This is a genomic window from Labrenzia sp. THAF82 (assembly GCF_009363435.1).
GTDB lineage: Bacteria > Pseudomonadota > Alphaproteobacteria > Rhizobiales > Stappiaceae > Roseibium > Roseibium porphyridii.
In genome coordinates this window covers 1,836,288-1,863,081 of record NZ_CP045354.1, presented here as the reverse complement: position 1 = coordinate 1,863,081, position 26,794 = coordinate 1,836,288, and the positions used below count along the sequence as shown (strand labels likewise).

At 55.4% G+C, this 26,794-nt stretch carries 25 protein-coding genes; 17 read left to right on the top strand and 8 right to left on the bottom strand.

The window, feature by feature from the left end:
* The first annotated feature begins 101 nt into the window (after positions 1 to 101).
* Positions 102 to 566 (top strand): Lrp/AsnC family transcriptional regulator, encoded by a 465-nt coding sequence (locus tag FIV00_RS08775; RefSeq protein WP_152500392.1) that lies wholly within the window; start codon positions 102 to 104, stop codon positions 564 to 566.
* Between the two features lie 12 nt (positions 567 to 578).
* Here FIV00_RS08775 and FIV00_RS08770 read toward each other — a convergent pair whose 3' ends face one another.
* Positions 579 to 1,028 (bottom strand): Lrp/AsnC family transcriptional regulator, encoded by a 450-nt coding sequence (locus FIV00_RS08770; protein ID WP_152500391.1) that lies wholly within the window; start codon positions 1,026 to 1,028, stop codon positions 579 to 581.
* Positions 1,029 to 1,150: 122 nt separating this feature from the next.
* Between FIV00_RS08770 and FIV00_RS08765 the strand changes: the two genes are divergently transcribed.
* The 13 genes from FIV00_RS08765 to FIV00_RS08705 all read left to right on the top strand — a co-directional run bounded on the left by FIV00_RS08765 (position 1,151) and on the right by FIV00_RS08705 (position 15,878).
* On the top strand, positions 1,151 to 2,302 hold the full coding sequence (locus FIV00_RS08765) for an amidohydrolase (protein ID WP_152500390.1): 1,152 nt from the start codon (positions 1,151 to 1,153) through the stop codon (positions 2,300 to 2,302).
* A complete protein-coding gene (locus FIV00_RS08760) occupies positions 2,299 to 3,465 on the top strand; it encodes a Xaa-Pro peptidase family protein (RefSeq protein WP_152500389.1) in 1,167 nt (388 codons plus the stop codon). The genes FIV00_RS08765 and FIV00_RS08760 overlap by 4 nt, the downstream gene beginning before the upstream one ends.
* A gap of 9 nt (positions 3,466 to 3,474) precedes the next feature.
* Entirely contained in the window at positions 3,475 to 4,221 is a 747-nt protein-coding gene (locus FIV00_RS08755) for an aspartate/glutamate racemase family protein (protein ID WP_152500388.1), read from the top strand.
* Positions 4,222 to 4,414: 193 nt separating this feature from the next.
* Positions 4,415 to 5,158 (top strand): FadR/GntR family transcriptional regulator, encoded by a 744-nt coding sequence (locus tag FIV00_RS08750; protein WP_152500387.1) that lies wholly within the window; start codon positions 4,415 to 4,417, stop codon positions 5,156 to 5,158.
* A 183-nt stretch (positions 5,159 to 5,341) separates the two neighbouring features.
* Entirely contained in the window at positions 5,342 to 6,403 is a 1,062-nt protein-coding gene (locus FIV00_RS08745) for a sugar ABC transporter substrate-binding protein (RefSeq protein WP_152500386.1), read from the top strand.
* Positions 6,404 to 6,414: 11 nt separating this feature from the next.
* Positions 6,415 to 7,233 carry an ATP-binding cassette domain-containing protein gene (locus FIV00_RS08740; protein WP_152500385.1) on the top strand — a complete coding sequence of 273 codons (819 nt, stop codon included), beginning with the start codon at positions 6,415 to 6,417 and terminating at the stop codon, positions 7,231 to 7,233.
* On the top strand, positions 7,223 to 8,446 hold the full coding sequence (locus FIV00_RS08735; protein WP_152500384.1) for a sugar ABC transporter permease: 1,224 nt from the start codon (positions 7,223 to 7,225) through the stop codon (positions 8,444 to 8,446). The genes FIV00_RS08740 and FIV00_RS08735 overlap by 11 nt, the downstream gene beginning before the upstream one ends.
* A 9-nt stretch (positions 8,447 to 8,455) precedes the next feature.
* Positions 8,456 to 8,905 carry a hypothetical protein gene (locus FIV00_RS08730; protein WP_152500383.1) on the top strand — a complete coding sequence of 150 codons (450 nt, stop codon included), beginning with the start codon at positions 8,456 to 8,458 and terminating at the stop codon, positions 8,903 to 8,905.
* A 17-nt stretch (positions 8,906 to 8,922) separates the two neighbouring features.
* Complete coding sequence (locus FIV00_RS08725) at positions 8,923 to 10,542, top strand: GMC family oxidoreductase (RefSeq protein WP_152500382.1); 1,620 nt, start codon at positions 8,923 to 8,925, stop codon at positions 10,540 to 10,542.
* Positions 10,543 to 10,550: 8 nt separating this feature from the next.
* Positions 10,551 to 11,996 (top strand): NAD-dependent succinate-semialdehyde dehydrogenase, encoded by a 1,446-nt coding sequence (locus FIV00_RS08720; RefSeq protein ID WP_152500381.1) that lies wholly within the window; start codon positions 10,551 to 10,553, stop codon positions 11,994 to 11,996.
* Positions 11,993 to 13,159, top strand: coding sequence for a mandelate racemase/muconate lactonizing enzyme family protein (locus FIV00_RS08715; RefSeq protein WP_152500380.1), 1,167 nt, complete (start codon positions 11,993 to 11,995; stop codon positions 13,157 to 13,159). The genes FIV00_RS08720 and FIV00_RS08715 overlap by 4 nt, the downstream gene beginning before the upstream one ends.
* A gap of 205 nt (positions 13,160 to 13,364) precedes the next feature.
* Positions 13,365 to 15,275 (top strand): caspase family protein, encoded by a 1,911-nt coding sequence (locus tag FIV00_RS08710; protein WP_152500379.1) that lies wholly within the window; start codon positions 13,365 to 13,367, stop codon positions 15,273 to 15,275.
* 213 nt (positions 15,276 to 15,488) lie between these two features.
* Positions 15,489 to 15,878 (top strand): nuclear transport factor 2 family protein, encoded by a 390-nt coding sequence (locus tag FIV00_RS08705; RefSeq protein WP_152500378.1) that lies wholly within the window; start codon positions 15,489 to 15,491, stop codon positions 15,876 to 15,878.
* A gap of 230 nt (positions 15,879 to 16,108) precedes the next feature.
* Here FIV00_RS08705 and FIV00_RS08700 read toward each other — a convergent pair whose 3' ends face one another.
* Positions 16,109 to 17,194: an S-(hydroxymethyl)glutathione dehydrogenase/class III alcohol dehydrogenase gene (locus FIV00_RS08700; protein WP_152500377.1), complete on the bottom strand. Its 1,086-nt coding sequence runs from the start codon at positions 17,192 to 17,194 to the stop codon at positions 16,109 to 16,111.
* 88 nt (positions 17,195 to 17,282) lie between these two features.
* Between FIV00_RS08700 and FIV00_RS08695 the strand changes: the two genes are divergently transcribed.
* From FIV00_RS08695 to FIV00_RS08685, 3 genes are all read left to right on the top strand, one after another.
* A complete protein-coding gene (locus FIV00_RS08695; protein ID WP_152500376.1) occupies positions 17,283 to 18,041 on the top strand; it encodes an IclR family transcriptional regulator in 759 nt (252 codons plus the stop codon).
* Positions 18,042 to 18,123: 82 nt separating this feature from the next.
* Positions 18,124 to 19,524, top strand: a complete 1,401-nt coding sequence (locus tag FIV00_RS08690; RefSeq protein WP_152500375.1) for a selenium-binding protein SBP56-related protein — start codon at positions 18,124 to 18,126, stop codon at positions 19,522 to 19,524.
* Between the two features lie 3 nt (positions 19,525 to 19,527).
* On the top strand, positions 19,528 to 20,196 hold the full coding sequence (locus FIV00_RS08685) for a hypothetical protein (protein ID WP_152500374.1): 669 nt from the start codon (positions 19,528 to 19,530) through the stop codon (positions 20,194 to 20,196).
* Positions 20,197 to 20,283: 87 nt separating this feature from the next.
* Here FIV00_RS08685 and FIV00_RS08680 read toward each other — a convergent pair whose 3' ends face one another.
* The 6 genes from FIV00_RS08680 to FIV00_RS08655 all read right to left on the bottom strand — a co-directional run bounded on the left by FIV00_RS08680 (position 20,284) and on the right by FIV00_RS08655 (position 26,521).
* Positions 20,284 to 21,306: a LacI family DNA-binding transcriptional regulator gene (locus FIV00_RS08680; protein ID WP_152500373.1), complete on the bottom strand. Its 1,023-nt coding sequence runs from the start codon at positions 21,304 to 21,306 to the stop codon at positions 20,284 to 20,286.
* 20 nt (positions 21,307 to 21,326) lie between these two features.
* Positions 21,327 to 22,331 (bottom strand): ABC transporter ATP-binding protein, encoded by a 1,005-nt coding sequence (locus FIV00_RS08675; RefSeq protein WP_152500372.1) that lies wholly within the window; start codon positions 22,329 to 22,331, stop codon positions 21,327 to 21,329.
* Positions 22,332 to 22,342: 11 nt separating this feature from the next.
* Complete coding sequence (locus FIV00_RS08670) at positions 22,343 to 23,371, bottom strand: NAD(P)-dependent oxidoreductase (protein ID WP_152500371.1); 1,029 nt, start codon at positions 23,369 to 23,371, stop codon at positions 22,343 to 22,345.
* Positions 23,372 to 23,385: 14 nt separating this feature from the next.
* Positions 23,386 to 24,198: a carbohydrate ABC transporter permease gene (locus FIV00_RS08665; protein WP_152500370.1), complete on the bottom strand. Its 813-nt coding sequence runs from the start codon at positions 24,196 to 24,198 to the stop codon at positions 23,386 to 23,388.
* Positions 24,198 to 25,085: a carbohydrate ABC transporter permease gene (locus tag FIV00_RS08660; protein ID WP_152500369.1), complete on the bottom strand. Its 888-nt coding sequence runs from the start codon at positions 25,083 to 25,085 to the stop codon at positions 24,198 to 24,200. The genes FIV00_RS08665 and FIV00_RS08660 overlap by 1 nt, the downstream gene beginning before the upstream one ends.
* 125 nt (positions 25,086 to 25,210) lie before the next feature.
* The gene (locus FIV00_RS08655) at positions 25,211 to 26,521 is read right to left on the bottom strand and encodes an ABC transporter substrate-binding protein (RefSeq protein WP_152500368.1); all 1,311 of its coding nucleotides are present in this window, start codon (positions 26,519 to 26,521) and stop codon (positions 25,211 to 25,213) included.
* Between the last annotated feature and the right edge of the window lie 273 nt (positions 26,522 to 26,794).

The window sequence follows — 26,794 nt, the reverse complement described above, 5'->3', positions numbered from 1 at the left end:
GCTCCATGATGTAGCATTTTCGGATTATTTGATTTTTTCATTATCTGGCTTAAGCTCGACGAAATTTACCGTTCAGACATTCAAACCAGAGAATTTGCATCATGCTTGACAATTTGGACGATGCGGACCGAACAATCCTGAGATTGATGCAGCGGGACCGTCGGATTGGGCTGGAAGTCCTGGCTGAAGAATGCGGATTGTCCGTCCCGTCAGTGCAACGGAGGCAGAAGCGGCTAAAGGATAGCGGGGTCATTCAGCAGGAAGTTGCCATTCTCGATGCATCGAAGCTCGACTGCAACATGACGCTTATTGTGATGGTGGAACTGGAGCGCGAAAGCCTTCAGCAGCTCGATATGTTCCGCAAGCTTGCCCGTTCCGAGCCACAAGTGCAGCAATGCTATTACGTGACCGGAGAAGCAGACTTTATCCTGATCTGCACAGCGCGCGACATGCAGGATTTTGAAGAACTGACACACCGGCTATTTTTTGAAAACTCAAATGTAAGACGGTTTCGTACGTCCGTTACCATGGAGCGCACCAAAGTCGGGTTGACCTTGCCGATATAGCCAGATCGCTGCCTAAAGCACGTCGAGAGATACCTTGACCCTGTCCATTACAACCGAGGTCTTGAAGCGGCTGATATTGGACTCGTCAAAGAAATGGTCCTGTGTGAACTGCTCGTATTCCTTGATGTCCCGAACCGTCAGGATCAAGGTGAAGTCGGCTTCGCCAGTCGTGTAGTAGCATTGTTGTACACACTGGGCATTCTTCATCTTTCGCTTGAATTCATCCAAGTGGCGCCGGCTTTCCCTCTCAAGAATGACATCGACAATAATTGTCATGTCCCGCCCCAGCATCGACGGCGAGAGAACTGAAACATCTCTTTCGATCACACCGCTTTCGCGGAGCCGTTTCAAACGCTTTTGCGCAGCTGCGGGAGACAGCCCGACGTCCTGACTGATCGTTTCAGCCGTCAATCTCGCGTCCTGTTGCACGAGCCGCAGTATTTCCAAATCCTTGTCATCCATCGTCTGAAATTGATCGCCTTTTCCCGATTTTTCAATGTTTTTCGTCGCCCGACTACCAAAAAACGACGCCATCCAGCCCTTGAGACATTGTAGTTAGAGATGAGGATACGGGAGGCATTTTCATGCAAACGTTTGACCAACGTCTGACCGCACGACGGCGTGACTTTCACCGCAATCCTGAACTCGGATTTCAGGAAAAGCGAACCAAACTTGAAATTGCCCGCGAACTGCGAGCACTCGGTCTTGACGTGCATGAAGGCTCAGGGGTCATTGGTGTTCTGCGCAGTGGCCGCGGCAACCGGGCCATCGCATTGCGTGCGGATATGGACGCACTGCCGATTGGAGAAACGTCATCCCACGGCCATCGTTCCAAAACGCCCGGCGTCATGCATGCCTGTGGTCATGACGGTCATATGACCATGCTTTTGGGTGCAGCGGAACGGCTAGTCAAAGAACCTGATTTCGAAGGCACTGTCGTGTTCTTGTTCCAACCCAACGAAGAACTCGGGCTTGGCGCTAAGGCAATGATCGATGAAGGCGTGTTAAAGCAATTCCCGATTGATGAGATTTATGCGATCCACAATTTGCCAGGGACACCGACCGGCCAGGTGTCCACCCGGGCAGGCATTATCTGCAACAGCGAAACACTCTTTGAGATCACTGTGACTGGCAAAGGCGGGCATGCCTCCATGCCGCACACCGGCGTTGATGCAATCACGGTCGCTGCAGAGCTTGTCCTTGCCTTGCAGAGCATTGTCTCCCGAAAGCTTCCGCCAGGAGCAGGAACAGTCGTTTCCGTCACCGAATTTGTGACGGATGGACAACGTAATGTCCTGCCTGGCCAGGCTGTCCTGAAAGGGGACTACAGAGCCAGATCGCCGGAGGACCGGGTTGCAGTGGAACAATTCATGCGTCAGATCGCCGACGGTGTGGCTGCGGCTCACGGCGTAAAGGTGACGGTGAATTGTGAGACGGAATTCATCGAGACGATCAACGCATCCGTACCGACGGAAGCAGTCTACCGCGCGGGACGAGCGGCCGGATGCGAGGTTATTGAAGACCGGCAGCCGATGAGTTTTTCCGAAGATTTTGCGCATTTTTGCGCGGCTGTTCCCGGTTGCTTCCTGTTGCTGGGAAACGGCGAGACGGGTGCAAACGGTCAGCCACTGCACGCTTCCGATTATGATTTCAACGATGCCTTGTTGCCAATCGGCGCGGAGTTCTGGGTGCAGCTGGTGCGCGATCGGTTGCCGCGGCGAAAGGACAGTCAATGACCGAAGTGCCTTCCCGTGGATTTCCCGAAACAGAATTTGAGGCGCGGACGCACCGGGCCCAATTTCGTATGGCTGCAGCTGCTATCGATGGGATCCTTTTCACCAGTGAGCCCGAAATTCGATACTTCAGTGGTTTTCAGACTTTGTTTTGGCAAAGCCCGACCCGTCCGTGGTTTCTCTATCTACCTTCAACTGGCAAACCGATTGCTATCATTCCAGAAATCGGTGCGCAGCTGATGCACAGCACCTGGCTGGACGACATCCGCACCTGGAGCGCGCCCTGCCCTGAAGACGACGGTATGAGCCTTTTGACGGAGCTGCTCACACCGCTTGCGAGAGAACGAAAAACGCTTGGCGTGATGAAAGGCCACGAAACCGGACTTCGTATGCCACTGGGCGACTATGAAAGGCTGTTACAAGGTCTCCCGAACCTTTCAATTGCTGACGCGACTGGCCTTGTTAGGTCTTTGCGCATGATCAAGTCCGAACGGGAAATCGAAAAACTGGCACACATTTGTGCCATTGGCTCACGGACATTTGCGAAGGTTCCTGAGCTGGCACACGAGGGGCAACCGTTTGAAGACTTGTTTCGCGCATTTCGCCGAGAAGGCCTCGCGCAAGGAGCCGACGATGTTCCGTATCTTGTCGGTGGTGCGGACCAAGGTGGGTACCATGATGTGATTTCACCCCCCTCTCGCCGCCCCTTGGCTCGTGGTGACGTCCTGATGTTGGACACGGGCGCTGTCTGGGATGGATACTACTGCGATTTCGATCGCAATTTTGCCGTCGGGCCCGCCGACGAGGCTGCCCAGAAAGCTTATGACGTGCTGTGGCGCGCGACCGAAGCGGGGATCAATGCCGCCCGTGCCGGCATCACTTGTCATCAGCTTTATCAGGTCATGCGGAGCGTTATCGCGGAGCTGGACGACAGGGGTGGTGATGTTGGCCGATTGGGTCACGGACTGGGTATGCAACTCACCGAATGGCCTTCGCACGCTCCCTTTGATCACACGCCCATCGTGGAGAACATGGTCCTGACGCTGGAGCCCTCGCTGAGTTATGGCGATGCCCGGATCATGGTTCATGAGGAAAACATCGTCATTCGCGAAGATGGTGCGCAGTTGCTTTCCGAACGCGCCTCCCGCGACCTTCCCGTCATCTGAGGTGACCTTATGAAACTGGAATTCGACACGGATGCAGGGATCGGAACGCGGGCAACGATGGGCGTGATCGTTCTTGCGACCGACGAAACGCTGGAGCCAGAATTTTCCAGGCTCATGGCACTCGACGGTGTCGCGCTTTATCACAGCCGCATTCCAATGGTGTCCGACGTTCGTGCCGACACGCTTGCCAAAATGGAGAGAGATCTGCCGTATTCGGCAGGCCTCTTGCCGCAATCGCTTGATTTCGATGTGATCGGGTATGGATGCACTTCGGCCTCAACGGTGATCGGCTCGCAGAACGTTGCCCGTGCCATTCAAACGGTCTATCCCAACGCCCTGGTTTCTGACCCTTTAGCCGCTGTTATTGCCGCAGGACGAGAGCTCGGTGCAGAAAGGCTCGGTTTCATAACACCCTATGTGCCGGACGTATCTGAGCGCATGCGTTTGAAACTGATTGATGCCGGTTTTGAAATTGCGGGATTCGGATCCTTTGAGGAAGGCAATGACAGGGTCGTTGCGCGGATCAGTGAGCAGTCGATCATTCACGCAGCCAAGCGGATCGCCGCGAAAGCTCCTTGCGATGCAATCGTCGTTTCATGCACAAACCTCAGAACATTGAATATACTCAAGAAAATTGAACACGCGATCAGCGTGCCGATCATCAGCAGCAATCAGGCACTGGCATGGCACATGCTGCGGCTCGCAAACATCAATGAACCGCGACCCGATTTTGGCACCTTATTCGGCCAACACTGATTTTGATGACCTTTGCATCTGGCACGCACAGTTTGGCTTGGGATCGGCAACAATCGACTTGGTCACCCGGCTCCCTCTTCGCCTTCAAGGTCATGGCACAAATTGCAGAGTTGTTTGCAAGTCCCGCATGATTCTCACGATCATGCACAAAAACATCTGGACAATCAAAACATCAGATGTTTAATATCATCTCATGTCTGAATTGCTCTACTATGATCTCAAAGACACCGCTGGTGTTGTTCCGTCGCTTTCGACGCAGGTTTGCCGCGAATTAGGCAGGCGCATCGTCGGAGGTGTCGTTCGTGAGGGCGACCTGATCGACGACGAGAACAAGCTTTGCGAGCGGTTTGGCGTTTCAAAGTCTGTGGTTCGCGAAGCGGTCAAACTTTTGGTTGCAAAGGGGCTTCTGGAGGTTAAGCGCGGCAGCGGCACACGCGTCCGGCGGCGCGCCAGCTGGAACCTTTTGGATGATGATGTCCTGGCGTGGCATCTCAGCGTTGAGCCAAGACCCAGCTTCTTAAATCAGCTGCTCGATGTGCGTCAGGTTTTCGAACCGAGTGCGGCGGCCTGGGCGGCAAAATCAGCGACCAAGGCTCAAATCGATGAAATCCGTGCTGCGCAACAAAAGATGGAAAGCGCTTCGGAGATCCAGGATTACGTGGTGGCGGACGCCCTGTTTCACCGTGCTGTGCTTCGTGCGGCAAACAATGAAGTCCTGATGGCAATGGAAGGTGTGATCTTTTCTGCGCTTTTAAGCTCAATCCGACTGACTAATGCCGACCCAAGGGACAACAAGCGTTCCGTTCCCCTTCATCAAAAAGTGCTCGCCGCAATCGAAGCGCAAGACGCTGCGGCGGCAGAAGCTGCCATGAAAGAACATCTGGAGGACACTCGCGAGCGCCTTGCTCACATCATGTCAGGGGCCAGCGGAAAATAGGAAACACTCGCCTGCCTGGAGGGGCAGTTGCAGAACTTCACGCCTGTTGGTGGTCAGGCTAGTGGCCGGCGGTTCGAGCTTGTTTGGAACCTTACTCGTCCCGCCGGATCGATCGCTTAATCGAAGGAATTCCACCAGAAGATCCGGCGCTGAAAGCGCTGAAACATCGACGAGGAGGATAGGATGTTTCCAAGCACTATGAAAGGCTTATTGATAACAGGCACGGCATTGGCCACACTTTTGGGAGCCGGGGCAGCCGCCGCGGAGGACATGGTTGCCTTGCTGTTGCCAGAGAATGTAAATCCACGCTGGGAACAGCAGGATGCGGCAGCTTTCGTATCGACAATGAAGGAAATCGCCCCGGACGTTCGGGTGGAAGTCTTCAACGCCAACAACGACACGTCCGTACAACAACGCCAGGCCGAACAAGCGCTCACGCAAGGGGCAAAAGTGCTTGTCGTCATTCCCATTGACGGTGAAAGCTCCGCGGTCATCGCGGATATGGCTGCGGAAGAAGACGTGCCAACAATCGCCTATGACCGAATGATCAATTCGGCGAACACCTCTTTCTGGGTGCAGGCGGACTTGGAGGGAATGGGTTTCGATCAGGCCAGTCACGTCATTGAAAACACCAAGGACGGCGACACCCTGGTTCTGCTCAAGGGCTCTCCGACGGATCCGAATGCTGCGGTCATTCACAATGGACAATTGCGCGCTCTTACCCCCCTGTTTGACAGTGGCAAGCGCATCATGGGGTATGAAAATTGGACACAGGGTTGGGACCCGGCAATTGCCAGGCGCTCCATGGATCAGGCCCTGACCCAGCTCAACAACAATGTTCAGGGTGTTGTCTCGTCAAATGATGGTAACGCCGGCGCTGCCATTGCGGCACTGGAAGAACAGGGCATGGCCGGAACGATGCCGGTTTCCGGGCTGGATTGCACGGTTCAGGCCCAACAGCTGATGCTTCTCGGCAAGCAGACACAATGTGGCTGGCGTCCGCTTGCCGATATGGCAAACGCAGCGGCCAAGGTGACTGTGAGGCTCATCAAGGGTGAGGACTTTGCCGATCTGGCTCCGCAAAAGGTCAAGAATGGCGTAGGGGCCGAAGTCGCCTATGTTCCAGTTGGCTCCTATTCCGCCATTGGTGCTGAGGGTGTTGCCTACGTCATCGAAAACGACCCATCGATCACAAAGGAAATGGTCTGCCAGGGCGAAGCCGCAGCAACCGATTTCTGCAAGTAACCGGGCAATCCATGTCTTTGGAAAACAACAAGCAGGTGGGGCCGACGGCCCCGCCACCGCACTTGCGCGTTGCGGGCATCGAAAAACGCTTTGGTGGTGTTCACGCACTCAAGGGCGTCGACTTCGAGGTTGCGCGCGGTGAGGTCATGGCACTTGTCGGCGACAATGGCGCCGGCAAGTCGACGCTCATGAAAATTCTGGCCGGGGCGCTCACGTCAGACGAAGGTGATTTCTTCATCGACGAAAAGCCGGTCGTGATCAGCAATCCTCATGATGCCGGCGCACTTGGCATTCAGATTGTTTATCAGGATCTGGCCCTTTGCGAGAACCTTGATGTCGCGGCCAATCTCTCGCTTGGAGCTGAACCGGTGAAATCCGGCTGGCAGTTTCTACCGCGCATCTTGCGCCCCCTCGATGATCTTGAGATGGAAGTTCGCGCCCAAGCCGCCATAGACCGGCTTCAGGTACGAACGCTCAAATCCGTGCGTGCCAAAGTCGGTGGCCTTTCGGGCGGACAACGCCAGGCGATTGCCATTGCCAGGGCCGTCGGCGCGGAGTGCAGTGTCGTGATGCTGGACGAACCGACTGCGGCTCTGGGTGTTGCACAGACCCGGCAGGTTCTGGATGTCGTCAAACGGCTGCGCGACACCGACCATGCCGTTGTCTACATCTCTCACAATATGCGCGACATTTTCGAAGTTTCCGACCGGATCTGCGTTCTGCGCCACGGAGCCAATGTCGCAACCTGGAAAACACCCGAGACCACAGCCGACGAAATTGTCGTTGCCATGACTGCCGGATTGGACAACGGGGCGAATAATGCAGCCTAACTCTTCATTTTCGCCGGTTGAACGGCTGCGACGGCTGCGCGAGACGCGCCTCGGTTCGTTCGTGCCAGTGCTTCTCGCCTTGGCAGCAATCTGGCTCTATTTCGGGATAGCACTCCCCATATGGGAATTCTGGGGTGATCAGGATGCAACCAGTATCCGTTTCATCTTTCTCTCACCGCGCAACATATACAATCTGTTCATGCAGTCAGCGGTGATCGCGACACTGGCCGTCGGAATAACCGTTGTTCTGCTTTTGGGAGAGATCGACCTCTCCGCAGCAGCCACGGCGGGTGTTTGTGCCGCCCTTCTTGGCGTCCTCGTGCTCGCTGGTATCCCGGGTTGGGCAGCTTGCCTGATTGTCATGGCCGTTGGCATCGTTATGGGGGCAGCACAAGGGTTACTGATCGCATATGTTGGCATACCCTCCTTTGTTGTCACGCTAGCCGGTTTGCTTGGCTACCAGGGTTTGATGCAGAAAATCCTGCCGACGGGAAACCTCAACATAGGCGACCCTTTCGTTCGGGCCATCGCGCGCATCCTGGTACCAGATATTTGGGGCCTCCTACTCGCAACCCTCCTTGTCGTTGCAATCGCCGCGCTGGCTTTGCGCCGTCAGGCAGAGCGCAAACTTCGAGGCCTTGAACTCGACACCGCCACCACGCTTTGGGGGCAGGTCGCGTTCTTTGCGATTATTGTCTTTGCAGCAGTCCTGACGATGAACGCCTATCGATCGGTTCCACTCCTGATCGTTCTGCTGACAGGTGTCACCGCAATCGTCGGCTGGGTCACGACCTCGACACCCTTCGGCAGATCGATCTTCGCTGTCGGTGGCAATGCCGAAAGCGCGCGGCGCGTTGGCATGAATGTCAAGCGCATCCGTGTAGCAGCCTTCGGGATTGTTGGCCTTCTGGCTGCAATCGGCGGCATATTCGGAGCATCCCGCTACGGGTCCGTATCCTATACCGCTTTCGCCGGCGGTTCCCTTTTGCTGGAAAGCATTGGTGCGGCAGTCATCGGCGGCACGTCTCTGTTTGGCGGTCGCGGTTCTGTCTGGAACGCAATCCTTGGAGCACTTGTTATCGGGTCTTTGGGCAATGGTCTGGACCTATCTGGAGCGAGTGCAGCAGACAAATTGATGTTCTCGGGCGCCATTCTTCTTCTTGCCGTGGCGATTGACGCGCTGTCACGCCCGGCAGGCAACGGACAGCGATAGGAGGTGCCAATGTCGACCGCAGAAACTCAGACGCTCCTCCTGAAAGTTCTCGACGAAATCATTCCGGCCGGCGGTGCACGGCGCATGCCGTCTGCCGGTGTGAAGGCAGTTGCCGATGGTGTCCTCACGGCAACTGCCTATTCAAACCGGTCTCCAGGAGCAGTGATCCGGCTCCTGGAGGCAATCTCACTGAAATCGCCCGACTTCCAAAACCTTTCATCGAACCTGCGGGTCGATGTTCTCAAGGAGGTTGAAGCAGCCTACCCGGCCGACTTCACCGAACTCGTTCGCCTCACATACACCGCCTATTACAGCCGGGCGGATATTCGCCCGATGCTTGGTGTCGGCGCTCACCCGGTGCACCCGGATGGATATCCCGTGGAACCGGAAAGCGACGCTCTGATAGATGAATTGACAACCCCGGTACGTGCCCGCGGCACCGCCTACCGGCTGGCTTGAGGCTCTGGAAAGGCAAGATGACCAACGAACCTGTCGACGTCCTGATAATCGGTGCCGGAGCCTCGGGCGCTGCAATCGCCTGGTCCCTTCTGGAAACCAGGATGCGCATCCTTTGCCTGGAACAAGGTGATCATTTGCAGGACAAGGATTTTCCGAGCCGTAGGGAAGACTATGAGCTTGCCCGCTATGGCGCATTTTCATGCGATCCGAATGTCAGGAAACTGAAGCAGGACTATCCGATAAATTCAGATGACAGCTGCATCACACCTGTGAACTGGAATGGCGTCGGTGGATCGACCATCAATTTTCTAGGCCACTGGCCGAGGATGAAACCATCGGACTTCAGAACACGAACTTTGGACGGCGTCGCGGAAGATTGGCCGGTGGACTACGCCACTCTCGAGCCGTTTTACAATTTGAACGATGAGAACACGGGCGTCTCGGGGCTGGGTGGCAATCCGGGATATCCAGACTATTCCCCGCCACTCCCACCGATACCGATCGGACATCTCGGTCAGACCCTCGCGAAAGGTTTCAACAAACTGGGCTGGCACTGGTGGCCTTCGGACGTCGCCATCCTGAGCAAGGACAGGGACGGCCGGCAAAAATGCGTGAATGCCGGAACGTGCGATCTGGGCTGCGCTGCAGGGGCCAAAGGCGGCACCAACTTCACTTATTGGCCGATACTGGAAAATGCAGGCGTCGAACTCAGAACCAATTCCCGTGTCCGCGAGATCGTAATCGATCAGGAGACCGGCTTTGCAACGGGAGTTCTTTATCACGATGCGGAAGGCAAGCTGCATGAGCAGAAAGCGGAGTTGGTCGTCGTCGCCTGCAATGGTGTTGGAACGCCGCGACTACTGTTGAATTCAAAGTCGAAACTCTTTCCTGAAGGAGTGGCCAACAGGTCCGGCCTGGTTGGCAAGAACCTGATGTTTCATCCACTGACAGGCGTAGCCGGTGTCTTCGATGAACCCATGCGTGGGCACGAAGGTCCGATGGCCTGTTCGATCCTCTCGCAGGAGTTCTACGAAACGGATCCAGAACGCGATTTCGTTCGTGGTTATGGATTGCACTCAGGCCGCTCAACGACCCCGATGACATTCGCGCTTGGAGGCTATGGGATCGACAACCCGATCCCCTGGGGTGCTGAACACAGGGAGATCATGGACAATGTCTATCCCTATCTGGCGGGTTTGACTGTTGTTTCCGAAGATCTTCCCGAAGAAGCAAATTGTGTCAGCCTTGATCCGGAACTGACCGACAGCGACGGCATACCCGCGCCGAAGATCACCTACACGCTTGGTGACAACACACGCAAAATGCTTCGCCACGGCGAGGCGAAAGCAAAAGAACTTCTCCTGGCCGCCGGAGCGAAACAGATCCTGGCCAAGGGTGATGACAGCGTTTGGTGGCGCGCTGGCTGGCATCAGATGGGCACGTGCCGCATGGGAGACGATCCGGGTAGATCGGTCGTCAACGCGTGGGGCCGAAGCCACGATGTGAAGAACCTCTTCATTGTCGACGGGTCCATCTTCGTGACCGCTGGCGCGGTCAATCCAACCTCAACGATCCAGGCTTTGGCGCTTTATATCGGCGACCGGATCAAAACCAACATCGCAACGCTTTTCGATTGAGGCTGCAAATGAATTTCCCGAGCAAAATGTATCTGGGTGGTGCTCTGGTTGATGGTCAGGGCAGTATTGAAGTCGCCAATCCTGCGACGGAAGAGACGGTCACCATCGTGGCCGCCGCGGGCTGTGAAGATGTGCGGTGCGCCCTCGAACACGCTCGAAACGCTTTTCCTTCATGGTCAAGGACATCCATCTTCGAACGCCAGCAATGGATGACAAAGCTGCGCGATGAAGTCATACGGCATGAGGACTATCTGAGAACCTGCATCCACCATGAGCTTGGAAAGCCATGGGCGAGCACCGAGGAAGACTTCGAGAGCCTCAAGAACTCTCTCCAGTTCTATGCCGAGGAAATTGCCCGTTTTCACGACTACGGCCTTGCGGATCGTACAGGCACTCACACGCACACGATGGTTCACGAAGCTGCCGGCGTTGCAGTCGCGTTTCTTGCCTGGAACTTTCCGCTGCTCAATCTTGCTTTCAAGATCGGCCCGGCGATGGCGGCCGGATGCCCAATCATCATCCGCCCCTCAAACGACACACCGATATCCGCATATGCAGTTGGTGAACTTTGCGCCAAAATTGGGCTTCCGGACGGGGTGGTGCAAATCCTGGCAACTGACAGCTATGAAGCCGCCGATACCTTGTCAGCATCGCCAATCCCGGCTGTCATAACGTTGATCGGCTCGACCGCAACCGGGCGCCACATCATGCGAACCGGCGCAACGACGATCAAACGGTATTCCATGGAACTTGGCGGAAATGCACCTGTCCTTGTGTTCGCCGATGCGGACCTGGAAACGGCAGCGGACATCGTTTGCGGAGTCAAATTCAGCAATGCCGGACAGATATGCGTTTCTCCAAACAGGGTGTTTGTCGAAGCGCCCATACTTGAAGAATTCACGGCAAAGGTTGTTGAACGGGCTCAAAAGGCCACAACAGGTTGGGACCGGAATGCCGATATCACAACAGGCCCTCTCGTCAACGCGAGGGCCTGGAAACGGATCAAGAAACTCATCGACGATGCGGTGTTGGACGGAGCGGACCTTCTTGCCGGTGGTGACCGGCCGGCAGGGCTGAACCGAGGCCATTTCCTGGCCCCAACTGTGCTGGCAAATGTGCGCGAAACCATGGATGTCTATCGACAGGAGACTTTCGGACCGATCGTAAGTCTGATCCCGTTTCAAGGCGAAGACGACCTCTTGGAAAACGCAAACGACTGCGACGATGGTGGTCTGACGGCCTATATCTTCACGCGAGATCTGGCAAAGGCGGAACGGTATGCCGCTGGTTTGCGCTACGGCGAAATCCAGATCAATGGTGTGAAATACGACATCGACCTGCCGCATGGCGGTATCGGCCAATCGGGCATCGGCCATGACTGCTCAGCTTTGGCGCTGAATGACTACCTCGTCTTGAAACGCGTCACCCGCGCGCTTGAGAGAGGTGCGGCATGAAAATCACCCGCGTCACCAGTCACGTTCTGCAATACGATTTGCCGGAAGAACTCGGTTACTCCCAACAGTTTTATGCCAAACGTAGCGCTCACCTCGTTGAAGTGGAAACGGATGCCGGCATTACCGGTTGGGGCGAGTGCTTCGGACCGGGCAATGTCGCCCTTGCAAACAAGGGGATCGTTGAAAAGGTCATTCAACCGATGATCCTCGGCGACGATGCGCTGGATCGGGATGTCATCTGGCACAAGGTCTATAATCTTTTGCGGGATCACGGCCAGAAGGGCATGCCCCTTCAAGCGCTCTCCGGCGTTGACATCGCCCTTTGGGATATCGCCGGCAAAGTGGCAGGACTTCCATTGCACAAACTGATCGGGGGGGCTCATCGAAGGCAGGTCCAGGTCTATGGCTATGGCATGATGCTCAAGCGGGAGAGCGTCGATGAGCACGTGGCACGTTTCAGGGCCGAAGCAGCTGAGATCATGGACAAGGGATTTGTCGCGGCAAAGATGAAATCCGGCCTGGGTCCGAAAGAAGACGTTCGGCTTTGCGAGGCCGTTGCCAAAGGGGTCGATGGTCGCGGCAAATTCATGGTCGATGCCAACCACTGCTACACGACGTCCGACGCGTTTTATGTCGGCAGAGCCCTGGATGACTTGGGGGCCTACTGGTTCGAGGAGCCTGTCGCACCCGAGGACCTCGACGGCTACAGGGAACTGCGAGCCGGATTGAAGGTCAACATCTCTGGTGGTGAAGCTGAATTCAATCGATGGGGCTGGCGCCAGATCCTGGAAAACCGGGGATTGGACATTGCTCAGCCGGAAGTGTGCGCGATGGGTGGTGTCAGCGAATATCTGCGCGTTCTAACCCTTTGCCACTCCCATTTCACACCAGTCATAAACCATGTCTGGGGTTCGGCCATCGCCGTCGCCGTCAATCTCCAGCTCCTGGCCGCAATGCCGCCACTCCCGGGAGGTCTGAACCCATGGGAACCGATGCTCGAGTTCGACACAACCGACAACAAGTTCCGGGATGCGTTGCTCGTCGAGCCCCTGCATATCCAGGAAGAGGTCTATAAGAATGGTGGATTTGTGACGATCCCTGATCGCCCAGGCCTCGGCGTGGAACCGGACCGCGACTTCATTGCCAAATATGAAGTCGACTGAACGTATCGTCTCAATGTCAGGCCAAAAAGCCAGATAGTTGGGGAGGTATCGGCACCGGCCTATCCGAAGCGACCAACCACGTTCCAGTCGACGAAGGCAAACTCTCCACTGTCGAGAATGACTGTCGACACCCGCTTGATGCCCGGAAAAGCATGCTGTGATAAGGTGCCAACCTGCTAAATTTCATGTCGGCTGAGCAGCATCAATGCATTCCGTTTTTGTTTTTCTTAAAACCGTCATCCTTTCTTCTTTGCTCTGCGTATTTTTGATTTCGCAAGCAAACTCGGCACAACGCGTTGCACTGGTAGTCGGGAATTCGAATTATTCATCGGTCGGCAAGCTGCCCAACCCTGTCCGGGATGCCACGAATATCGGCGCTGTCCTGAGCGAACTCGGATTTGAAGTGATTTATGGGCAGGATCTCACTCATCAGGACTTCCTGTTGACGCTCAAACGCTTCTCTAACGCGCTCAAGGGGTCGGACGTTGGCCTGTTCTTTTATGCCGGGCATGGAATGCAGATTTCCGGACAGAATTACCTTCTACCAACGGATGTGGAGCTCGAGACAGCCAATGCGATAGACTCTGAACTCGTTGCCTTGAATTTGGTCCTGAAGGAAATGGACCAGCGGACCAAAACAAAGATTGTGTTGGTTGATGCATGCCGAGACAACCGGTTCATGCCCGGCGCAAACCGCTCCGTAGACGCTCAGATTGTTGAAACTGACCTGGGCTTGGCTCCACTGGAAGCCGGCTCTGACACACTGGTTGCCTTTTCAACGGAGCCGGGAAGCGTTGCGAGAGATGGTGCGGGTTTGAACAGCCCTTTTTCAGAAGCGCTTTTGCATCATATTTCGACGCCGAACCTAGATGTCGCGCGGATGATGAGACGCGTGAGAAAGCGCGTGATGGATGCAACTCAGAACGCGCAGGTTCCCTGGAGCAACTCGTCGCTGACAGGCGACTTTTCCTTCAATTATCAGGGAAATCGGGCGCTTACATCTGCCGCCAAAGAAACCGCGCTTTGGGATGCCGTCAAAGACGCCGATGATCCAGACCTGATAAGGGTATATCTGAAGCGCTATCCCAATGGTGAATTCACCAAACAAGCATTGGCGCTCATCAAAGCCGCCCCGGAAAGCAAAATTGAACTTTCAGAGCGCGAAAACAGGGAAGCACGGAACTCCCAAGCAAGGCATGTCCAGAACTGTTTGCAGCGCGAAGAAGATGGATATGACGGCGAACCGTCGATAACGGTAAATGCGTGTTCCGACGCTGTCGCACAGTTTCCAAATTCAGATATCCTCAAACTGATTTACGGTCGTGCGCTTGATCGTTCTGGCAACGAGACGGCGGCCGCCAAGCAATTCCGGCAGTCCGCCGAACTTGGCAATACCGATGCCATGGTTGAACTTGCAGTCGCCTACGACCTTGGCAAAGGGGTTGAATGGCGCGCGGGTGAAACCATGCGCCTTTTGGAAAAGGCAGCTGTTCTCGGCAATACCCACGCGATGGAAATGCTCGGGCATATCTATCTTGAAGATCGTCAGGTCGAATACGACGACGCGGTGTCATTCGAGTGGTTTCGGCAAGCTGCGGAAGGCGGCAACGCCAGTGCGGCCTTTTCAGTTGCCACCGCCTACAAGCACGGTGAAGGCGTTCGCCAGGATCACTTTCGTGCCCGGTATTGGTTTCAAGTCGCGCTTGCCGACACCAATGCCGATCAAACACTGGCGATGATCAACCTGGCGGATTTGCTCGCAACAGGTCAGGGCGGCGACAAAAATCCCGAGTTCGCACAGTCCCTCCTAATGAAAGCTGCGGCGCAAGGAGACCAGCTGGCAATGCGTTCTCTCGCCGAGTTCTATCTCGACGGAACATTTGAAAGCGAGACAACTGCGACCGCCGTCGACTGGACGATGAAGGCCATCCGTGAAGGCGGACAAATCGAGGCTGAATTCTGGTTTGTCGATCCTGAAAAGAACAAAACCTACCCTGCAAGCTTCAGAAAAGAAGTCCAAAACCGATTGAGGGAAGCAGGCGTCTATTCCGGCGCGATCGATGGTGTCATCGGCAAAGGGTCACTGATGGCAGTGTTTCAATACGCCAACCAATAGTCCGAGAAGCGAGTGGATATCCGGACCTTTTCGAGCGAGACCGTCGCGGCCGCCACCTACCCTCACTAAACGTGAGGTTGAAAACCTTGCTTCGTCTGACGAAGGCGCGCAATATGGTCCCCTACAACCAACTATAAAAGACGGCGCAATCGCGCGGCGGCGATTGCCGAAAGTCTGGCTGATGGTCGTTTAATCGTTCGGAGGGAAGCGCTCATGACAACCGAAGAGGTCGTTCGCAACGCCATTCAGTCGTATAACCGCGCGGATGTCGAGGCCATATCCGCGCTGTTGCATGACGACATTCACTATCGCATCCATGCCAATGCGGAAACTGCACCTTACTGTGCAGATTGCGGGGGCAAGGCAGCTTTCTGGGAAGCGATTGGCCGGATTCAGTCAGACTGGAGTATCGACGACTATCGCCTGACAGATATCATCGTCTCAGGCGAACGCGCTGCAACACAGATCAGTCTCACAATCACCAGTCGCCATACCGGAGTTTCGCGAGAGACCGAGCTGGCCTTGTTCTGGACGGTGAAGGACGGCTGCGTCGTCGAACTTCACGAGTACCACGACACCGCGGCGGCGGCTCTGTCAAAATAGCTGTTCCGACGGTTAGCATTCTCAAGTGAAGGCAACGAAAAACAACACCTCAACTCGACTGTTGCCGGGTGTTCCGCCGTTCATTGTAACCGGGTAAAACCCAAATGCGACCCAGTCACCGGCCGCGTCCGCAATTTTTGCGGCTTACGCGGCTTGGACAAAAGCCTGCCAAGGCGTTGAGTTTGCGCCTGGCGGCTTGCTGACTAGAACTCGACAACCGCGCGAATTGATTATCCTTCGTGCATCAGGTCGAACCCATGATTGATTTCTTCCAGTGGCAGTTTGTGCGTGATCATCGGATCGATTTCGATCTTGCCGTCCATGTACCAATCGACAATTTTCGGCACGTCTGTCCGGCCCGAAGCACCCCCAAACGCTGTCCCGCGCCAAACCCGCCCGGTCACGAGTTGGAAGGGGCGCGTCGAGATTTCTGCGCCGGCAGGGGCAACACCGATGATGATGCTTTCACCCCACCCCTTGTGAGCCGCCTCCAGAGCAGCGCGCATCACCTTCACATTGCCGGTCGCGTCGAACGTGTAGTCCGCGCCACCCCTGGTCAGTTCCACCAGATGCGCAACAATATCCCCCTCGACCTTTGACGGGTTCACAAAGTCTGTCATGCCGAAGCGTTTCGCCATCGTGGCTTTACCGTCGTTGAGATCGACACCGACGATCTGGTCGGCACCGGCCATGCGAAGGCCCTGAATGACATTGAGGCCGATACCGCCCAGTCCAAACACAATCGCGCGAGAGCCGATCTCCACTTTGGCCGTGTTGATCACTGCGCCAATCCCCGTCGTCACGCCGCAGCCGATGTAACAGATCTTGTCGAACGGAGCGTCCTTGCGAACCTTGGCAAGCGCGATTTCCGGAACAACCGTATGATTGGCAAAGGTTGAGCAACCCATATAGTGGTGAATGGGTGTCCCATCGAGCTTGGAAAAGCGGGTCGAACCGTCGGGCAGCAATCCCTGGCCTTGTGTGCTTCTGATCGATTGGCAGAGATTGGTCTTTGGGTTGAGGCAGTATTCGCACTCCCGGCATTCGGGCGTGTAAAGCGGGATCACGTGGTCTCCCGGTTCAAGACTGGTCACCCCATCACCAACCTCGATGACGACCCCTGCCCCTTCATGTCCCAGGATTGCCGGAAAAATGCCTTCCGGATCATCGCCTGAACGGGTGAACTCATCGGTGTGACACAAACCAGTGGCCTTGATCTCGACCAGCACCTCGCCGGCTCTTGGGCCTTCGAGGTTAACCTCCATAATCTCCAGTGGTTTGCCTGCTTCAAGAGCCACGGCTGCACGTGTTCGCATTTCTGCCTCCCGATATTTAGCTTGCATTGAGAAATTTTTGTCTCATGATTTGATAGGCAGTCTTACAATTTGAGAAAGACCCGTCAATATGCACCTAGAACGTCTGATCAACCTCCTGGAGATCATTGCTGTCGCAGGGCGTCCGGTTTCAACGCTTGAAGTGCAGAAGGCGACCGAACTGCCCAAACCGACCTGCTACAGGCTGATACAGACCCTGCTCGACCGAAAACTCCTGGATCAACCTTCCGACGACGGACAATACGTCGTTGGTGAACGCCTGATCCGCATCGCATTGCTGGGCAAATCGGATGTCGATGTCCGGCGATGCGCGGCTCCGCTATTGAAAGCCGCAGCCACCAAATTCAACGAAACGGTTTTCCTGGCACGCTTTCGCAGCGGCAAGGTGGAAATCATCCATGTGGAAACCCCGGACGATCCGGCACGCGCCTTTATTCATCCAGGCCTCGGCGTTCGTCCGATGCATGCCTGCTCCTGTTCCAAGGCGATTGCTGCATTCGCCGAACCAGACTTTCAGGAAGAAATCCTGTCCCGCAGCATGAAGCAGTACACCGAGCACACCAAGATCACGAAAGCTGAACTCCGGGCGGAATTTGAGGAGATTTCAAAACGGGGATTTGCCGATTGTGATCAGGAAATCGACCTGGGCATCGCAAGCGTTGCTGCACCGGTTTCGATCGGGAATATCGGCGCAACGTTCAGTGTTGGTGCGGTGGGTCCCATTCGCAGATTTGGAAAGGAATATCGACTTGAGATCGGCCAGAAACTGACCGGTCTATCGGAAAAAATCAGTGGAGCCATTCAGCTCTGCAACGTTGCGGAGATCTAGCCAAAAACTGATTTTTAGCCCGATTGCGGGCTGGAACTGCGTGTCCGGAATGGCGGCATTGCTACCAAAATGGGAGGAAAAAATGAACCTTAGGCCAGATCCTACATTCCATGCATCGCCAAAGCTTGCGATGCAGGCACCGGTCGAAAATTATGCATTTACGGTAATGCTCAGTCCCGACGGATCGCAATCCGACGGCATAGCCGTTGTTGACCTCAACCCGAAGTCCGACAGCTACGGGCAGATCGTTCATCAGGTGATCGTGCCCAACAAGGGCGATGAGTTCCATCACTTTGGCTGGAACGCATGTTCGTCGGCTCTGTCGCCGCTTTCAGGTCACGCGTTCCTCGAACGGCGCTATCTCATTGTTCCAGGCATCCGTTCATCGCGCATCTATGTGATAGACGTCAAGGAACCTTTGAAGGCGAAGATCCACAAGACAATCGAGCCCGAAGAGGTATTCGCCAAGACCGGATATTCTCGTCCCCATACAATTCATTGCGGTCCCGAGGGGATCTATGTCAGCTGCCTTGGCGGCCGCGGTGAAGACGGTACGGACGGCCCTCCGGGTATCTTCATCATGGACTGCGAAACCTTCGACATCATCGGTCAATACGAGATGGATCGGGGCAAGCAGGACAAACACTATGATTTCTGGTGGAACCTTCCTCAGGACTACATGGTCAGTTCTGAGTGGGGTTTGCCACCGCAGTTCGAAAACGGTGTCGTCCCGGAAGATCTACTGTCCAACAAATATGGACATTCGATCCATTTCTGGGATCTGCGCAAGCGCAAGAATATCCAGACGATGGATTTTGGCGAGAACCATCAGATGGCGCTGGAGATCCGCCCGGCTCACGACCCCACCAAGTCATATGGGTTCTGTGGTGTCGTCGTCGACACCACCAATTTGCAGGGTTCAATCTTTACCTGGTGGCGCGACGAAGACGGGAAATGGAAATCCAAGAAAACCATCACCATCGATCCACGTCCGGAAAAAGCTGAGAACTTGCCACCACTGTTGCAGGGTTTCGAAGCCGTTCCGCCGCTCGTGACCGATATCGACCTCAGCCTCGACGACAAATACCTTTATGTTGCGTGCTGGGGGCTGGGAGAAATGCATCAATATGATGTCTCCGACCCGATGAACCCTGTTCTGACGGGCAAGGTTGAATTGGGCGGCATTGCCAGGAGCGCCAAGCATCCCAACGGCAAGGATTTCGCCTATGGCCCACAAATGGTGGAAATCAGCCGCGACGGAAAACGCGTCTACTGGACCAACTCGCTTTATTCGACCTGGGACGATCAGTTCTATCCTGGAACCGAAGGCGGCCAGATGGTTATGGCGCGTGTCGGCGAAAACGGCGGATTGGAGCTCGACAAGGATTTCTACATAGATTTCCCGAAGGGCTTGAGGGCCCACCAGATCCGCCTTGAAGGTGGCGACTGTTCAACGGACAGCTTTTGCTACCCTTCGGTCTGACGCATGACCGATCTCGCGACGACGACGGCCCTATGGTGGGCCGTCATCATCTCCGGCATCTATCATGGTGTGAACCCGGGCATGGGATGGCCGTTGGCTGTGTCAGCAGCATTGATGGAACGCGACCACAGAGCGTTGCCAAAAGCGTTGGCGCTTCTCGCCGGTGGCCATTTCCTGGCGATGATCTGCATCTTGCTGCCGTTTTCCCTGCTGCTGTTTCTGGTCGAATGGGAAATGGAAATCCGGATCGGTGCAGGCGTTTTGGTGATCGCAATGGGCGTTTACCTGCTCATCAATCGCAGACACCCGAAAATGCTGGCCCGGGTCCATCCGGCCCGCCTCGCCTTCTGGTCGTTTCTTGCGGCAATGGCCCATGGGGCAGGCCTGATGCTGGTCCCGATCTTTTTAGGAATTTGCGAGGCCGGCGGCCTCGACGATGGCCACCTGGCGGCACAAAGCCTTATGAACAACAATGTCGTGATTGCATTTCTGGTCGCCGCCGTCCATACGCTGGCCATGATGGTGTCCGGAGGACTAATCGCCCTTTTCATCTATCTTTGGCTGGGATTGAAATTTCTGTCGAAGACCTGGTTCAATCTGGACCTGGTCTGGGCGCTCAGTCTTGTCCTTGTCGGGGCATTCGGCATCTATTCGGCCTACGCTGGACACTGACCAGCACATCCAGCGCAATTGGCTGAGCCGATTGAAATGCGGAATATTTTTGCGCAACCAAACGTCTCGTCGCTTGCAAGATCTGCCTTACCGGCGAGGAGCAGCCGTACTTGCGCGCGGCACCAGTGTAGGCGGGATTATCACTGGCTGGCTGGCGTTCTTGTCGTTTTCAAGAACCGATATCAGTTTTTGGCAGGCCAACTGCCCCCAACGTCTGCGCGGCAGGTGGACGGTCGTCAGCCCGGGATTGAAGACCGCCGCATAGGGCATGTCATCATATCCAACGACAGAAATATCGTCTGGAACACGTATCCCGCGATTTGCAAGACCATGAAGAAACCCAGTTGCCGTCTCATCATTGTGCACGAAAACGGCCGTCGGCAGGCTTCCCTCATCCACAAGCCGGTGTGCGGCATCGATACCGAACTGGACCGACAGCAGACCCACCCTGGCACGCTCTTCCTGGATATCAATGCCCGCCTGCTTCAAGGCCTGTCGAAATCCGAAATAACGCCGTTCGAACCCGTGCACCTGTAACGGACCACATATCTGAATGATGTCCTTGTGACCCAGCTCGATGAGGTGCTCGGCTGCCAAGCGCCCGCCCAGAGCGTCATCCGTACGCACCGAAGGCACATCGACATCCTTGTGCCCTGCACAAGACACAAGAGGAGGCCCCTTGTAACTGCCATCACCATTTGTCGGCATGAGATCTGCGGGAAAATCGTAGGTATTCAGGATCAGCCCACCAGCCTGGTTCATCAAAAGCATGTTGGAGTAAACGCGCTCGTTGCTCGCCACTTCGGACGTATCACCGATCAGAACCACATATCCATGCTGGCGCGCCTCCTCTTCGATCCCTTTGAAAAATTCGGAAAAGAACGCGTTTGTAATATCGGATACCAGGACAAGGAGCGTCTTGCTGCTGCCACGGCGCAAATCGGCGGCCGCGCGATTGGCTCGGTAGCCCATCTGCCGCATAACGCTGAGGACGTGTTCGCGCGTTTCTTCGTTGACGTCTTCCGGTCTCGTTATCGTCCGCGACACGGTCGCGACCGAAACACCGGCCTGTCTTGCTACGTCTCTCGATGTCGGGCGCTTTGAACTCATTAATTCCGCAGCTGCGTCGGTCAGGCAGCGATAGGCCGCCCTTCGGGATTGAATTTATGAATGAATTCCTGCTTGGGCCGCAAGTATATTGTGTCCCCGACATTCTGATCATGTTGCCCGTTAAGGCTCACGGTCAACACGCCCGCCTCCGGAACTTTCACATATAGGATCGTATCGTGGCCCAGTCGTTCGACAAGCGTAACCGTGCCTTCCCAGGCATCATCGCTCTGGCCTACGGAAAAATGCTCCGGTCGAACACCAAGCGTTGTGGCCCCAACTGCGTCTGCAAGACGCCCCTTCACGAAGTTCATTTTGGGTGAACCGATAAATCCGGCCACAAATTCGCTTGCCGGTTTGTTGTAGAGCTCCATCGGACTGCCAACCTGTTCGATATAGCCTCCGTTCAGAACCACAATCCGGTCTGCCATCGTCATGGCTTCGACCTGATCATGCGTCACATAGATCATTGTCGTGTCCATCCGCTGATGAAGTTCACTGATCTCTACTCGGGTTTCGGAGCGCAGGGCCGCATCCAGGTTGGACAGCGGCTCGTCAAGCAGAAAAACCTGAGGGTTACGTACAATCGCGCGGCCAATTGCAACGCGCTGCCGCTGGCCACCCGAAAGCTGTCCCGGTTTCCTGTCGAGATAAGGCCTCAGCTTCAATGCATCGGCCGCCTCGTGAACTTTCTCGGCAATTTCCTTCTTTGATCGTCTTTCGAGACTGAGCGAAAAACCCATGTTCTCGGCAACCGTCATCTGCGGATAAAGCGCATAGGACTGGAAGACCATCGCGATGTTGCGCTGTTTCGGAGACAGCGCGTTTGAAAGCTTGTCGCCGATCATCAACTCTCCTCCGGAGATCTTTTCAAGACCGGCGATCATGCGCAAAAGCGTAGACTTGCCGCAGCCGGACGGTCCGACAAAAACGACAAATTCTCCGTCTGCGATCGAAAGATTGATGTCGTGAAGAACTTCGACGTTCCCATAAGCCTTTGAAAGGTTCTTGAGTTCCAACCCAGCCATCGGTTCCTCCTTTAGCCCGCTACCAGCGGAGCTCGAATGATTTTTCTGACGGTTTCACGAGATGCGGGCTGCAATTGCCGTTCCGGCACACCTTCCAGAATTGCTTTGACGTCGTGAACCAGCATGTCTCCAATCGGATGCCGTCCCCCTTCAACGGCTGCGGCTCTGTGCGGCGACCAGATAACATTCTCGCTCTGCCGCAACAGATCGCGCTGCGGCACCGGCTCTCGCGGAAAAACATCGCAGGCCACACGGATCCGGCCAGCGTCTGCAGCCTCGACCAAAGCTTCAAAATCGACGAGATGTGACCTGCTGATCACGATCACCAGGGTGCCTTTCGGCATTTTTTCAATCAGGCTTCGGGAGACGAGCTTGTAGTTCTCCTCCGTCGGCGTTGCTGCAACAATGACGCAGCGGGATGTCGTGACAACCTCTTCCAGGTCGCAGAAGTCAGCCCCTTCCGCATCTGTCGACGACGCCTTCAACCATGGATCAAATGCCTTGATACGAGGCGAAAAGGGAGCGAGCAGACGCGCGCATTCCCTTGCAATTGAACCAAATCCTACAAAGCCAATTGACTGTCCGTAGAGCGAGAAATCCGTTCCAATATTGTCATGGAACCAGCGCTCCGACCCGCGCCGGAACCGCTCATGCTCGTCAACAATGCTTCGTGCACCGGACAGAATTAGGCCCAGCGTCATTTCCGCAACCGAGTACCGGAACCCGGGAGCACATGAGAGAACCTCAATGCCGCGTGCAAAACAGGCCTCGTAATCCAGGCCGATCTGGAATGTTCCCGACACCTCGATAATCGCGCGAAGATTTGGAGCCGCATCGATCTCTGCCCGGTCGAGTTCAGGCTTGGACGCAACAACGAACTCGGCATCCGGAAGCCGATCCAGAAAATCGTCTCGCGCCATCTGCCAGTTCACCCCGCCATGAACGTCGCAAAGCGTTTTAAGTTCCGCAAAAGCGCTTGGCCGGAACAGTTCTTCAACCTGCCTGAAATGCTGGTCCATTATGAGAGTTGGTTTTGACATCTCGATGTGTTCCTTCACTTCACAGCGCCTGCGGTCATTCCACGAACGAAGTGACGCTGGAAAAACAGAAACAGGAGCACGACAGGTATGGCCATGATGACCGTGCCGCTCGAAAGACCTGTCACGTCGCGGGTCATGGTGCCCTGAAAGTTCAACAACCCGACCGACAGGGTGCGCATTTCATCCTGGGTCAGCAGCAGCAAGCGGAGTAAAAGATCGTTCCAGCTCCACAAGAACTCGAGCAACGCCGTGGTAACGACTGCCGGCATGGCAATCGGCATGATCACGCGACGATAGATCTGAAACTCGGTCGCACCGTCGATGCGCGCAGCTTCATGGAGCGCTTTCGGCACACCTACGAAGTATGAGGTGAACATGAAGACGAACACCGAGACGGCAAGCGCCAGGTCGGCGACGATCACGCCGAAATGTGTATTGAGCAGACCAAAGGAACGGACAATCTGGAACAACGGCAGCACGATGGCGGTCACCGGGATCATCAAGCCTATCAGGAAGATGATCTGGAGCACCATCTTGCCCCTGAAGTCCATGAAAACCAGTGCATAGGCGGCCAGCGAGGCAATGACGACCATCACAGCGGCATCGACAACCGAGATGATGAGGGTGTTGTAGAAATATCCGCTGAAACCGCCTTCGGTCCAGACACGGATATAATGCTCGAAGGTAACGCTGATTGGCGGATACCAGGCAGGATTGACCAGTTCAGTCGTTGGTTTGAGAGATGTGAAAACCGTCAGGATAAGAGGCGCTGCCATCAGGACGGCAATCACGCCAAGTACAAAGAGCAGGAGCCAGCGGCCGTACATCACCGGTCCTCCCTGTTCTGGATTTGCATATAGATGACGGTCGCCAGGCTCACAATGACTAGAAGCGCGACACCGATTGCCGACCCGTAACCATATTGATTTTCAAGCGCGCCGCGCTTGTACATGTATGTCGACAGAATTTCGCTGAAACGGATCGGACCGCCCTTGGTGGTTGCCCAGACAAGATCGAACACCTTGAATGACTGCGTCAGCGTCAGGATGAACACCACAGCCGTCACCGGACGCAGCGCCGGCAGTGTGACATACCGGAAGGCCTGTACAGGCGTTGCACCATCCACCTTGGCAGCTTCATAAAGGTCTTCGTCAACGGCTTGCAATCCAGCCAGAAAAATGATGACGCTCAGGCCGATTGTCGACCAGCTATGGGCAAGCGCCAAGGCGTAAAGGACAACGTCGGGGCTTCCCAGCCAGGGTGTTGCCAGCGCCCCAAGACCGACCGATTCAAGCATTTGGTTGATCACACCTGATGGCTGGTACATCCAGCGCCAGATCGTCGCGACGGCCATAGGCGAGATAACAACGGGAAGCACGATGCAGGTCTGGATCAGCAAGCGCGCTTTCCAGACCCGTGCAAGCATGGCTGCAATGACCAGACCGAGACCGACATTGATCACAATGATGACGCCGGACCAGACAAACGTGTTGCGAAAGGCTTCCCAAAAAATCTTGTCGGTGAAGAGCCGCACATAGTTCTCAAAACCCACATACTCGCGTTTCGGACTGATGCCGTCCCAATTGGTGAACGAGTACTCGACGACCGAGATGGTGGGGTAGATCGCAAAGACGAAATAGATCGTCAGAGCTGGCAACAGAAACAGAACCGGGTTCAGCCTCTGAGCCCATTTCGAGTCCGGGTCGAAAAACATCGAGCCACTCCCGAGGAACGGAGATTGAGATGTGCCGCGCAACTGCCGAAAAAGGCAGAGCAGCGCGCGATCCGCGCCCCCGGACCGGAAGAGATCCGGGGACAATTCGGCTGACGAGCGAGTACTTACCGTTCGGCAATGCCGCCGGGGAGCATGATCTCACCGGCCTCCTTGGCCGAAGACCAGGCACTTTGCATCTCGGACGTAAACTCTTCCGGCGTCATGACATCCAGCAGAAGCGCCTGAAGACCATCATAGGATACCGTGGTCAGGCTTCCCGGTGTAATCGTGTCGAGAAAAGCCGGAACGGTCCCATTTGCGGCATGGTCATCCGACGTTTTCCAGATATCGACAGCCAGAGGTGACATTTCAGCCTCAGCCAGAGCGTCATCCAGAGCACCGACCGGTATGGTGCCTGCATTCAACAATGCGACACGACCATCGGTCTCCAAGAACATGCTGTTGAGAAACTGAACGGCAATATCGGCCCCTTCCGACCCCTGACGAATGTACCAACCACTGCCGATGGAATTCGTCGGATGAATTTTCTGTCCGTCTTCGAAGGGGGGAACGGCAAAAACGCTATAGTCGCCGATACGGTCGCCAGCTGCCTCAATACCGCCGCCGATCACCCAGGGACCGGTGAATGTCATGGGAATCTCACCAGCCCAGAACCGGTCCATCAGTTCGCCATAGCCGATTGCCACCGGCGTTGACCCGAACCAGCCTGCCTTGCCCATTTCCTGAAGCTTGGCGGATGCGGCCACAAAGGGGGCATCGGTCCACTCACCGTCCCCGAATAGAACATCTTCGATGCCTTCAGGTCCGGCGTAACGTCCGAACATCATCGATTGCCAGTGTGAGATCGGCCATTTGTCAGCAGCACCAAGACCGATGGGTGTGTCAAACCCGGCCTCTTGCAACTTGGCGACAGCAGCCTCCATTTCCGCCCAGGTTGTCGGCACTTCAATACCGTTCTCGGCGAAAATGGCCTTGTTGTAGAACATGCCCGTCGTTTCGACTTCGTTGCCGAATGCCCAAAGTTTGCCGTCACTCGAGGTCTGAACGACAATGCCTTCCGGAATCGTGTCGCCCCAACCATGTTCAAAATAAGCATCGGTCAGGTCGGCGACCAGACCACCTGCAATCAGAGCTGCCGGCTGTCCGGGTCCGGTTCCAAATGTGAAGAGATCAGGTCCCTCTCCTGCGGACAATGCAGGAATAAGTGCAGGATTGAACAAGTCGGACGAGTTCTTGACGACTGTGATCTTTGCATCGGGGTTCTTGGCGTTAAACGCTTCTGCAAGTTCATCGTAAATTGTGGTCTGCCCCGGTTCTCCAGCGACCCAGACAACAACTTCAGTCTGCGCGGACAAGGTCCCTGGCAAACCGGCAAGAACAGCAAATGCGACACCTGCGGCCAGAAAGTTCTTCATGGTTCTCCTCCCATTGAACTGCTTATTTCAGCCAATGTATACGTATACATCATCAATGTAAACGTATACATGATCGAAAAATAGGTCCGCTGGACATCTAGAGCGCTAAGGCTCAGACATCCTTGCAGGAATCGCCGTTACGATTTTTAAAGTTGGTTGCCTGCCGACAATATCGATCAGCGGTTGGAAATCGAGGAAACCGCCACATTCTGAAACAGCCCACCGACACACAGTAGCACCAGCCTTTCGGTGCGGGCGCTTGTCAGCGCCACA